Here is a 12,276-nt window from a genome sequence, read left to right on the forward strand (position 1 = left end):
GCGAAAGCCCCCTCTGGTCCGGCTGATGGCCCCGGTCGGGTTTGGGTAGGTGGCGCGCTACCCATGCGGCGATATCATCGTCGCTGGGTGCAGGGGTTCCCCATGCCGCACTCTGCGTAAGAGCTCTCGGAGAGCCGACACGTTTTGATCCGCGAAAGCGGAGAAATCAAAACGTGTAGTCGGTCTCTACAACTCTTGAATCACCCTTAATGTTGCCTCTGAAAATGAGAGGTTTCTGGGGTCGTTTGCTTTTATTTCCGGATCAATGAAGTGCGCCCTATTTGCTCCACAGGTCATCACATCAGACATGTGGAGTAACGCAATTGCAAGGGTATCAATACGCTCACATCGAGTCATATAGCCGCAAAGGCGGCCAACAAAAAAAGCGTGCCAATGGTGACAGAGCCTGGACTGTCGATGAGGTTATCGCCGAGGCAGAGCGCAAGCCTGGATCATGTAGTCATGTGGAAGAGCCAGATCCAGACCCATTGATTATACCGGGCTCTTGTAAAAATTTTGATGAGCTACGCCAAGCTCACCATGATGCCTGCAAAGTCAAACAGCAGGTGCCATATACAATTCCAAAGACTGGAAAAAAATCCGTACGCACCAAAGCCCTGCGAGTCGACAAACACACGCTTTATTCATCTGTAATTTCGCTTCCAATCCTGAGTGCTGATGCATGGGCAATGCCTGACCTGATGAACGAGTGTATGGAATTGTTTCATCAAGTTGTGCGCTTCGAAAAGGACCGGCTCGAAGCGGCTGATGGTCAATTTGCAATGGCAGTTGTGCACAGAGACGAAGCGCATATGCATATCCATGTTTATGGCGTTGATCCTGTGCGTGGAGAGATCACATGGCTTCATCCTGGAAAAGCGGCCGTCGACAATATCCGTCGAGGCGCTGGCTGGAAAAAAGACAATGTGGCCGAACAGGATCGAGCCTATTGTGATGCCATGCGTCAGTGGCAAGATGATTTCTATACTTCAGTTTTCAGGGACGCTGGCCTGATGCGATATGGCCCCAAGCGATTTCGCCTGCCACGAGCAGAATACCTACAGCAAATGGATGCTCATGAGCAGCTTGCGCTGATGAGAAGAGATCTGCCGGAGGCTAGAAAAACAATCGACGAAGCACATAGCCAGCAGGAAAGCATCGAGGCAAAACGGCAGGAGTTGGAAAAGGAAAAGCGGGAATTTGAAGAGTATGTGACAACTAAGGAATGCAAGCTCAAGATTGCAGAAGAGGAGCTGTTTGAACGTCAAGACGAGCTATATTTCGAACAGCGGCAAAAACAGGCGGAGGGTGATCAGATCATCGCCAAGGCAGAAGAAGCAAAACGGGAGGCAGATGCAATCCGGGCCGAGGCGTTGCAACAGAAAAAGCAGCATATCGCGAAATTCGAAAGTGCCTTAGACGCTGGTTTGGCTGCTGTCGATGATGGAGTGATTTCCTATCAACCGTCGAGTGGAGCGGGCCAGCAAGACACGCTGAGTTTTGGCCCATCTGCTCCCAAGGATGATAAGAAGAGAGCGATTTTAAAAGCCAAATGGCAACCTGCTCTTAAAGTGATCAAAAAGTATGCCCGGCGAATCTGGAGTTCAGAGGCCGCTCAGTGTGAACGCCAATTCAAGGCGGATCCTTCACTGGTCGATGTGCAGGTGACATATAACCCTGATGCAGAGCCTCAGTCTGACGATATTCTGAAAATGGACGTAAAGGTCAGTCTTGATAAGATCAAGGGTCTGTCAAAGCCAATGCAGCGGATTCTCGGCGGCATCGCGAATGTCATTGCAACGCAGGTTGGCAACGCCGCAATCAAGTTGGTGCGATCAAAACTGCGGGATGAATTCGACGCCCTTAAGGACTATCGTGAGCAGCACCGAAAGCAATATGGCACCGTTGATCCAAATGCAGAAGCCAAAATGTCATTTAAGGAACAGGGTCTAGAAAACATGATGGCCAAGGCGCCAGATCCGCGCAATGCAGAGCGACGGGAAAGACAGGACCGAAGGGTCAAAGGTGACAAGATGGTTCGGTAGCCTGGTATCGCCAATATCGTCGGTGTCAGCCTTTCCGGGTATTGCAGAGCAATGTTATGCAGAGGGCAGATAGCTCGGCCAAGATGCCGATATAGAGTGGAACCAAGAGATCGGGCGCAAATGGATCATTTCGAAACTGTTGCAGGACTTTCGCGATCCGCTCTACCATCGTTTCGTCTGATGACGGTAAATCCTTGTGGCGACTGTCCGCCTTTCTTGCTGCTTCAATGGCCTCCGCTGCCATTGCCTCTGCTTGATTATATTGCCGTTCATATTCTGCGGCCTTTGGCCCGCATCTATCGCGCCGACATTCCGTCTCCCATTCATCATGGTAAAGCGCGGCAGCCCTCTTTTGCTTGTTATGGGTGATGATATATCCTTCAATGATGGCTGCCTGCTTTTCCCTCATATCCACTTCGTCCGTCGCTTTCTGCAGAGGCACGCATAAGAGCGTGGTGGTCGAAAGAATTGATATCGGGGTCGCGACGGTGATGTATAGAGCCAAGAGGCTGGCCAGGGACCATCGGTGGTTTCGGACGCATCGCAGCGCGCCACCAATTGCTGTTGATCGGCAAAGGTCCAAAATTATCATAAGAGCCATAATCGTATAGCTTGTTACAGGATCGCTTTCTCCGATCTCGAAGCCCAGTCGAGCATTGATGATCATCAAGGCGAGCCAGATCATTGTGCAAATGACCTGCAAATAACTTATTCGCCATGTTGCCTTGGTTGGAGGGGGCGTTTTCGTGGCGGTCAAAACAGCGGGGTAATCGGTTGTGTCTGGCGACGCAGTTGGTATCGGTGAATTCTTTGGCGCCTGCTCCCACAAATTGGACTGCTTGTTGTGGCGCATCAAGCCTTGTTCTTTGGCTTTCTGCATTGCGCCCCGCGCCATATTGCAATCGACCGCAGCGTCCAGTCCGGCGCCTTCAAGAGCGTTGCTGAATGCTCGCTTTGTAAAGGCTTCGGGCAGTTGGGCCAATGCGGCTTCGATTTGGTGCAGATAAACCGGTGTGCCAGCAAAGGTGCCGAAGAGATCGTCTGGTTCTTGCCCGGTGGTTGGGTCTGATGTGCCATTGTTCATTCTATTCTCCTAATCAAGACATCAGTGATTTGACCGGAAGAGCGAAGGCCCTTCCGAAAAGGAAATAGAAAGAATTCCCGTGAACGAAAAAGTTTATGCAGATTGCTGCGGGAATATGGCTTTGCAGGTGATGTTTGTGCTCAGCCCGTGATAGTTGTCAGTGCATCAAAAGGTGATCGTGACGGCAAGAAGCGCATCTGACCAATGACGCGTTGGAACCAGAAGCCGAGACCATTATCACGTTGGTACTGATGGTCAGAGGTTGCTGTCTAATTGCATTGATAAAGCCCGACATGACTGCCGCAGTCAGCCGGTTTAAACGAATCTTTCGTCACAGACGAGGTCAAGTCCAAGGCAACTGCCGGTGATACGCAATTCAGGATGGATGGGCAGGAAGTAAAGGCGGATTGCCAATACATGACCGAAATGCCGCTATCGTGTTCTGCGTCATGCTGTCATGACAGCCGTCAGGACTGTCATGACAATCATCAGAACACCTCGCCGACCTTCATGTTTTGCAAGCGTTTGGAATAGTGTGGATGAGCAACTTGTTGGCTGCGTGCATTACGGTCAGGAAGTTGCTGACGACGCTGGTGACGATCAGTCTCTCATCACAATTGTCACAAAGACGGTCTGCCATCGCATGGTAATCGGAGTATCTGTTCCGCTCCTGTTTGAACGGCCATCATAATAAGTAGCCTGTCCGTCATGACGTCACGAAATGTGCCTGACATCCGTCAGAAGCATCCTGACAACGTGATGACAAATGTGATGCCACGAACAAAAGCAAGGTCTTGGGTGGGGCGGATAGTTGCCATTTCTCGCAGATGCGAGCTCCCTAATCCCGCAGGCTAAAGCAGCCATTCAGGGTACATTTGAGAGCCTCGAGACCTAAGCAGAGCATTCGGCCCATTGGTCGAAATTTGTGCGCACTCCAGCCAATGCCTCCAATGAGCCCGCATAGCAATCGTTCGTCGGCGTTGTGCAGTAACGCGAAAGCTGCCCGTTCGCTAATTGCCCTGCAATAGGGCACTACCGGTTTGTTTTTAGCCTGTAAGGGTAAGAGGCGATATTCAAGTTTCTTAGTCGCCTTCAATTTGCTTCGCTGGCATGCCCTGGCATGCCATGGTGGACGCGTCCGCATAAACTCTTTGAATGTGACAGTGAAACAAAACCCCAATGGGTTGCATTTTATCCAGCGATCCGTGATCTTAGTTGCTGTGAAATATTCTTAGGTTCATGGGAGCGTAGCTGGTGGGTATGGACTTATTTGGCGATGTTGCGCGCGAAACTGGGGTCGCGCCTACAACTGATCCAGCTTCTTCCGGCGGATTTAGATATCGTGATGCCTTGCGGCTTCTCTTTATTTTGGTGGTTGGGTCAGATGATGCAGCCGAGCCTACTGAAGAATGCGTGAAAGTCTTCAGTGCCGAAAAGCGGCTCATGGCTATGGATTTCTTGGTGCGCTATCCGGACTATCTGGCTGATGCGTTACTGGACGTGGTCGAAACTGAGGGTGATGTCGAACTTCTTGAAAAGGTAGTAGGCATTTTCGACGCTGATGAGCCTTCTGTCAGGCTGGTGCGCATGGTCAGGTGGAAGCGGGGCGCGTACGAGAACATCGAAGATGCTCTTTCCTTGCTTAGCTATTACGGACTCGTCAGATCCATGCAGCTCAAGGGCGAAGACGGCAAGGTGCGTCGCTATGAATATCAGATATCATCGAAGGCAGTGGCTTTCTTGGACAAGTGTGTAACCGACCATCCGAGATTGGTGTGGTACAGGGAACGGATGATGCTGGTGATGCGGGTAGCTTCCAATAAGAGCGGTTCGAAGCTCAAGGATTGGCAGTACGAGCATCCCACCTATGGCCAGACACTTCATGGCGATCTAATCCCGAGCATTCGTGGGGAAGTCGAGAAGCGCCTGCGCAGGATTTCGGAGAAGCTGAAATGAGCAAGTCTGCGCCAATTCAACCCACCGAGAGCGGCTGGCTCCACGCCATTGCTGAACGTTCTGGCACGGAGGAAAGCGTAGCCAGATCCGTGCTTCAAAAATATAACATCCGACCGCAGCCTACCCCTCCTCGGGCGAAGTCATTGCGATTTAAAAGCATACGTGTTGCTGGCGAGCGTGCAGAGTCCGACCTTGATGGGCCGTTTGATAAGACTTGGGACAACCTCGGCACTGGATTGTTTGCGGTGATGTCGGAACGTAATCTCCGCGGCAAGTCATCTATACTGAATTTGCTATACGCCGTCATTCGGGGCGAGTTCCGGGGAAGGGTTAAGGCAGACGTCTGGAAATGGCTGGAAATCATCGATGTAACTTACGAGATCGATGGCAATCTCCACCGTACTGAATTGTGGAAAGATGTCGGAGAGGAGGATCCGGCGAAAGCGAATGCTCGTGTCAGCCGTTCGGGCAGCGACGGGAACTGGGTACCATTATACGACGGTGATGGTGGCGATGGGCTAAAGTCACAGACAGAACAGTTGATGATGGCTGAACTGGCTTTCTCACCGATCTATGCACACAATTCCAATACGGGCGGTCATGCCCATGGTTGGCCACTGATTTCATCGGCACTCTTCTTGTCGAGTTCCACCAATGCCAAGGCGCTTTTCGGCGACGTTACGATCGATGGCATTCCATTGCGCTTACTGCAACTGTTCATCGGTTTGCCATGGGTCTCGACATATAGCGCAGCCCTCACAGCGCAAAAAGAGGTTGAGGCATCCCATGCTGCTCGGCCAGACCAGTCTACATTGTACAAGGAACTTGCGAAGAGATTGGAGATGGTCGAAGGCAAGCTTGAGACAGCAAGGGCCAGCGTGAAGAAGGTGGACGAGCGCTCAAGGAAACGGGTCGAGTTGAATGAGTTGGATCAACGGATGATCACCCTGCGAGAGGTTGCGGAGTCCACACGTGTAGCCTTCGAAGCGGCTGATGTCTCGCTGACGATGATTTCGGAAAGCTTCGATAATGCCCGGCGAAGGGTTCAGCAACTGGAGGACGAGCAGTCAGCAGGCTATTCGTTCCGCAAGCTTAGTCCATCTTGCTGCCCGGCCTGCGAGGCGACTTACAAGGACGCGGTGGCAGCGGCTGAGCCAACTGGCGCTGGTAGCACTTGTCTGCTTTGCAAGAACGATATTCCTCAGGCTACGGAGGATATTGAAGACGATCACATTCAGCTTGCGAAAGACGAAGTCGACGCACTCGACACATCATTGAAAGTCGCCAGGGCCAAGCAAAAGGCCGCGGAGAAATCTGCAAACGACGCGGCAATCGAACTTGGAAAGGCAAAGGAGCGCGTTTCCGCGCTGCAGGCCGACCTTGCCGCCAAGGTCCCCGATCTAGAATTGGAGATTTTCCAGCTGGAAGCACAGGCAGCTCAACTTCGCGATCTCATGGGGGATGGAACCGCATCAACCACCACGGATGCCACCAATGCCGACGGTGCGGATCGAATTCTTGGTGCAGCCACTGAGGTCACCAAGAAACTGATGGTTGATAAGCAATCTGAGGTTCTGAAGCAGATATCGGAATCGGTGATGCTCCTTGCCCAGAAATTCGGCATGCCCAACGTCACTGAGATGCGATTGGACAATGGAGGCCGCCTCAAGGTTAAACAAGGTGGAGCTACCGAGTTTTTTAGCAACTTGACCATGGGGGAGCGGCTACGCATCAAGATAGCCGTGGCGCTTGCCGCGGTCGAAGTCGTAAGGGAACGGGGCCATGGCCGCCATCCCGGTTTGATGGTGATCGACTCGCCTGCGTCCGAAGAGGTTGTGGACAAGGATTTCGAGGCGATGCTCGATAGCGTTGCAACCGCCGCCTCGGAGATAGGCGGTGTGCAGATAATCATCGGCACGACAGCGCGTCCTTCCGTTGAAGCCGTTGTGCCAGTTGAGCATCGTCTCCATGCCAAAGGCGACGACTACGTTTTCTAAGCGGTGAGTCATGGAATATCTTATCGAATTGTTACGGGCCGATGCTGACGGTTCCAGTGATCCGGGCTCCGTTTCAGCGGAGCGATTGCTTTCTGCCGTTCAAAAACTCGCGCCCGGTGCAGACCGTGCCGATGGCTTTTGTTGGCTGACACGATGGATATCCGAGACCTCTGTCCAATCCGTATTGTTGGAAATGCTGGCGTGGACTGACGACGCTCCCGCACTGGCCGAGATGGTCGATTGTCTGGAACGGATCGAGATACCGGCTGGGTTCGCCAAACCAGCTTGGAAAAATCTCTACTCCCATTTCGAAGATCAAAGTAATAATTCATGGGGGCGTTCCCAAGCACTGAGGGGAGCGATGCTGCTCTCGCAGGAAAACGCAGTGCTGGTACGGAATCTGCAGGCCAGCATCCTCGATGTTTCGATGGACGATGACCCACGATTTCTGCGTCACGTCGCTAAGGTGGTTGGCGCAATTATGCATCGATATCCAGATGCCGATTTCAACTTGCTCCTAGAACGATTGGCGACACTGGAACTGGCCGCAGACGAAGCGTGCTTGGAAATTGGGTTAGCCAAGCTGCGCGAAGGTCTGGCTGCTCCTTCCGAGGACGCACTTTGGTCAGCCCTAGTGTCTGCGAAAAAATGGTTTGAGCAATCCCTCGAACGCAGCGAGCGCCGACCTGATGCGAAACTCTATCTGCTTTGCACGACTTTTCTACTGACAGTACGGGACGACGGGCTCAGAGCAGATATGAAAGATCGTTTGCCCGAACTGAAAACTGCTGCGATCGAGTATACTGCGTTTGCACAGATGCGCCATGCATCTCACTCATGGTTGGCCGTATCCTCAAAAGAACGGTTTCATTGGCTGTCTATGGCGACAAAATTAGCCGCACTGGCCCACTCACTAAGCAAGGAAGTCTGGTTGAATGTTGCACTCGTGATTGAGGATGAACTTCTGTCGATTTTCTACCCAGGAAGCGAAGTTTTCGGTCTGCTATCCACTCCTGGCCTCGATGCGTCAATGCAGGACGCTGCCATCCGCGGGCTGCGTGAACGCAGATACTACCTTCAAGCGCTGGACGAGTGGTTACAGGTTAACGTTGACCATGGTAAAGCTAGGGCGATAGCGGAGCTGCGCGAAACGCTCGAACGGAGTGTGGAGGGCTCGCTGCATCGCCGCCCTTTTGACGACACAACCACTAGTCAGCTGGTCGAGGTATTAATCGATGTCGGCTTCAGCGAAGCCACAGCCAAACTGGGTGTTTCGGAACTCCGCATGCATGTTGACGCCGATGTTATGGTTGCTGAGCTTTGGCAACGGGTGATCGATCAGTTTGCAACTCAGCCAGACTATTCACTTTTCCCCGATGCCCGGATGCTCGTGGAGGCTCTTATCAACCTATTGCTGAGGTTTTTGGCAGCCCGGTCAAACGTCGGTGTCAGCACCGATCCTGCCGCCTCCTATTTGTTTCAGAGGAACGGAGAGCTGCCGGTAGAACATGACCTGCAGCTAGATTTCTTAAAGTTCCTGCATGCTGCAGGATTGACCTCCTTCCAGGCCGAAGCGCGTGATCGTGGTGGTGGTAGAGCCGACATTGACATCCGGTTTCGCGGCGTGAATACGATTATTGAGGTAAAAAAAGACGGCAACGTCCCAGACAACGCCACTTTGGCGAAACGCTACGCCGGACAGGCGACAGGATATCTCACAACCGGTGTCCGCTTTGGATTTCTTCTAGTCCTTGATCTCACGGACAGGAAAGGGCACCAGCAACAAATCTCGGAGCGGATAACTGTAGAGCGAAAGACGCCCGCAGGATCTGACACCGAATACCTGATCGTCGTCGCGCGGGTCCAAGCGCTCCGAAAAACGCCGCACGAACTCAAGTGATGCGACATAATAAAAATTCTTCCAATCTCCGCCCGCAACCAAATATTGTCGCGCACCAAGATCTGATGCGATAACAAAGGAGATGGCGTTATGACCGAACAGACTTTAAGGCGCTATACTAACCTGGCGTCGGCCCTTCACATCCTCCATAATCAATGCTTATCTCTTCTAAGCCCTGACACCTGGGATGATCGGAATGACTCTTTCTTCATGTCCGAATACAAGAGGATCAAAGGCCTGAAAACGGTGCTCGCCATCTGCATCGCAGACAGGGAAGAAACCTACCATCACTGGCAGGTCTTCTCCCGCGGTTCAGATGGGGTCTGTATAGAGTTCGACCGGGACAAGTTGTTGTCGGCGTTCGACGTAGCTGGCGTGACCCATCAGTCCGTCGACTATCATTTGATTACGAATGCAAACACTATGCACGACGTGGATCTTGAAATCCTGCCGTTCACCAAACGCTGGCCTTATGGCGATGAGCGAGAATATCGGGCCGTATATGTAAGCGCTGATAAGGAACTGCAAGCATACTCAGTCCCTATTTCCCTCGCAGTTATTAAACGAATTACACTTAGCCCGTGGTTAGCGCCGGCGTTGGTTGACCCAGTCAAAATGACGCTGAAGTCACTCCCAGGATGCAAAGGGTTGCGGATCTATCGATCCACCCTCATCGACAATAAACAGTGGCAGAAGTTGGCGGGACGCGTGGTACCGCCGCCGACCACACCTTAAGACCATACCCTCCATTCAGTTCGCGGATACCGCACGCATCCGGTGCTCGGGATGGTCAGTCGACGAGCGCTTGCCACGCCTTACCAGACATGCACTCAATGGGGCATGAAATTTCGGCGTAGCTCGGAAGGTCCGCCCACCGGTCACATTGTCACTGAAAATGCTGCACGTCGTTCGAACGGCTGGAATGGGGGAAGCTGGCTTCTTGGAAGTCGTCCCTACCGAAGGTCTCCTAATGGGATTGTTGCGACGCGAGATTGATCGCTCCACGAGTGTCCGCTTCGGGCCGCCTTTTCGGCGGCCCGATTTATGAGGGCCAGCTCGCGAACTGCCTCTGCAAGTTCGAGCTTGATACGAACCGGCCAAACCGATCGCTATCCGAACTTTCGGGCAAGAAGATCTTTGATGCGCTGGGGCTCTCGCCCCAATAGTCTTTTCAAGGTTGGATCAATCATCGCGAACTCTCCCTCCCGGGCAGCGCGATAATAGCCCGTCATAACTCTAATGACGCTTTCCGGAAGCCCATGACGCCGAGCATTCTCAACCATGGTGCTTTCGCTAATGAGACTCCGCTCGATGGTTTTGCCGACGATTTCTCCTGCCAGCCGTGCAAGATCCCCCATATCGAGTGCTTCTCCGCCGACCAAAGGAGGTGTTGGGCCTTCGTGCGTTTCGTGACCGCTCAGGAACAGGGCGTCCACCTCGGCCAGGTCTTGGTGGGTCGTCCAGGCAACCTTGCCGTCCTCGGGGCCGGTCAGACAGCGGCTCTCAAGCCCTCTTGCATGCATACTGATGGCGCTATCAGCATAAAACCCGTGACGTAACGCCGTCCATGCGAGGCCGGAATGAGCCAGCATCGCCTCGGTCGCTGCGTGATCTCTGCCCGGAGGGAAGTGTGATTGTGAGTTGCTTGAGACCTGACTGGTATAGAGCAACCGTTTCACGCCCAACTCCTTTGCCACAGCTATGGCTGTTTCATGTTGGGCCAGTGCATTGCCTCCGGATGCAGCTGCATTTGAAGACACAAGCAGCAGTCGCGCTGCACCGTCCCAAGCAGACCGCAAACTGTCAGCATCATTGTAATCGCCCTTTCTGACACGGACACCGCGAGCGGCAAGGTGAGAGAGCTTTTCTGGTTCTCGAACACTTACACCAATCTGCTCTGCGGGCACGAGGCGCAACAGCGCCTCCAAGACAAATCCGCCAAGTTTTCCCGAGCCCCCGGTAACAACAAGCATTGTTCAATCTCCAATCGTAAGTTTGGTGGCACTGACGCCCAGTTCATTTTAATTGTTCGACATAATGACTGTTTTCAAATAGTAAGATAAGAGAGCCAAATTCGAACGGGTTGCTCTGTATGGAGAACAAAGTTTCCTTTGATGATCTAACCGTCCTGCTCGCCGTGCTTCGTGACGGGGGCTTTCGTGCGGCCGCCCGCCGACTTGGTGTTGCACCATCAAAGGTCAGTACGACAATCTCGCGAATTGAGGCGCAGCTTGGTGTGCCGGTTTTGCGTCGCACGACCAGAAGCCTGCATCTCACCGATGAAGGAAAATTGCTTGTGGACCGGGTTACACCGCTCTTGTCTGCCGTGGATGCCGCTTGTCTTGAGGTGGTCAATCTTGGCGGGCGGGTGCGAGGGCGCCTGAAACTGAATGTACCCGGTGCGGTAATGCCAGATATTCTGCCTCCTCTTCTTGCCGAATATCGCCTCCAACATCCAGGGGTGGAGGTGGAGATCATGGTCGAAAACGATCTGGTGGATGTCATAGCCGCTGGTTGTGATGCAGGTATCCGCTATGGCAGCGTTCTGGAACAAGACATGATTTCTATCCCGATCGGTCCTCGCACACAGCAGATGGCATTGGCAGTAGCCCCCACCTATTTGCAGGAACATGGCATGCCTCTTAAACCGGAGGATCTAACGGCACACAGCGCGATCCGGTACCGCCTGAAGGACGGCACGCTGTTGCCGTGGACGCTGTGCAGAGAGGGGCAGTTCATGGAGGTAAAGCCAAACAATGCCCTCATCTTGAGTGTGAATGCAATTGACACGGGGCTGCGTTACACGAGAGCGGGTATGGGTATCATTCAGACATTCCGTAACTGGCTGGATGAGGATTTTGCCAACGGCAGGCTGGTACCGGTTCTTCCAGATTGGTGGCCCGAGATGGATGGACCACGTCTTTACTATCCCAATCGGTCCGCGCCGCAGCCACTGCGCAGCTTTATCGAAATTTGCCGGTCCGCCGTTTAGATGTGTTGTTCTAGGTCCGTTTCAGATGTTGAAATCTGACAATACGATTAGGAGCGTGGCGAATGTCCGCTTCAAAGAAACGGTAATGTTGCATTTCTAGATTGGGTGAATGTCACCTATGGGCCGCGAATACCAATCACAACCCCAAACGAGCAATTTCGGGGCAATGATGCGGCGCACTAGTCATGTGAATCGAAAGTCCTTGTCATAATTGTCGCTGGGTCTTTTGGCAGAAGCGTTTTACGGATTCGAGAATTTCGCTTGCTGATTTGACCCATTTGTATGGCTTGGGATTTTGGTTG

General features: G+C 52.8%; 8 protein-coding genes. 6 read left to right on the forward strand and 2 right to left on the reverse strand.

Going from position 1 to position 12,276, the window contains the following annotated elements; genetic code table 11:
- Positions 1–323: 323 nt before the first annotated feature.
- Complete coding sequence (locus FDK21_RS18705; protein ID WP_138150427.1) at positions 324–2,045, forward strand: hypothetical protein; 1,722 nt, start codon at positions 324–326, stop codon at positions 2,043–2,045.
- A 25-nt stretch (positions 2,046–2,070) separates the two neighbouring features.
- Here the strand turns inward: FDK21_RS18705 and FDK21_RS18710 are convergent, their stop codons facing one another.
- Positions 2,071–3,129, reverse strand: coding sequence for a hypothetical protein (locus FDK21_RS18710; RefSeq protein WP_138150428.1), 1,059 nt, complete (start codon positions 3,127–3,129; stop codon positions 2,071–2,073).
- A gap of 1,260 nt (positions 3,130–4,389) precedes the next feature.
- On the opposite strand from FDK21_RS18710, the gene FDK21_RS18715 reads away from it, so the two are divergent.
- The 4 genes from FDK21_RS18715 to FDK21_RS18730 all read left to right on the forward strand — a co-directional run bounded on the left by FDK21_RS18715 (position 4,390) and on the right by FDK21_RS18730 (position 9,717).
- Positions 4,390–5,085, forward strand: a complete 696-nt coding sequence (locus FDK21_RS18715; RefSeq protein WP_246657623.1) for a hypothetical protein — start codon at positions 4,390–4,392, stop codon at positions 5,083–5,085.
- Entirely contained in the window at positions 5,082–7,082 is a 2,001-nt protein-coding gene (locus tag FDK21_RS18720) for an ATP-binding protein (RefSeq protein ID WP_210238845.1), read from the forward strand. The genes FDK21_RS18715 and FDK21_RS18720 overlap by 4 nt, the downstream gene beginning before the upstream one ends.
- A 10-nt stretch (positions 7,083–7,092) precedes the next feature.
- Entirely contained in the window at positions 7,093–8,982 is a 1,890-nt protein-coding gene (locus FDK21_RS18725; RefSeq protein ID WP_210238846.1) for a hypothetical protein, read from the forward strand.
- Positions 8,983–9,072: 90 nt separating this feature from the next.
- Positions 9,073–9,717: a DUF2971 domain-containing protein gene (locus FDK21_RS18730; RefSeq protein WP_138150429.1), complete on the forward strand. Its 645-nt coding sequence runs from the start codon at positions 9,073–9,075 to the stop codon at positions 9,715–9,717.
- Between the two features lie 374 nt (positions 9,718–10,091).
- Here FDK21_RS18730 and FDK21_RS18735 read toward each other — a convergent pair whose 3' ends face one another.
- Complete coding sequence (locus FDK21_RS18735; protein ID WP_138150430.1) at positions 10,092–10,955, reverse strand: NAD(P)H-binding protein; 864 nt, start codon at positions 10,953–10,955, stop codon at positions 10,092–10,094.
- 119 nt (positions 10,956–11,074) lie between these two features.
- Between FDK21_RS18735 and FDK21_RS18740 the strand changes: the two genes are divergently transcribed.
- Positions 11,075–11,974, forward strand: coding sequence for a LysR family transcriptional regulator (locus FDK21_RS18740; protein ID WP_138150431.1), 900 nt, complete (start codon positions 11,075–11,077; stop codon positions 11,972–11,974).
- Positions 11,975–12,276 lie beyond the last annotated feature (302 nt).

Origin of the sequence: Cohaesibacter sp. CAU 1516 (assembly GCF_005771485.1) — a bacterium.
Taxonomy (GTDB): domain Bacteria; phylum Pseudomonadota; class Alphaproteobacteria; order Rhizobiales; family Cohaesibacteraceae; genus Cohaesibacter; species Cohaesibacter intestini.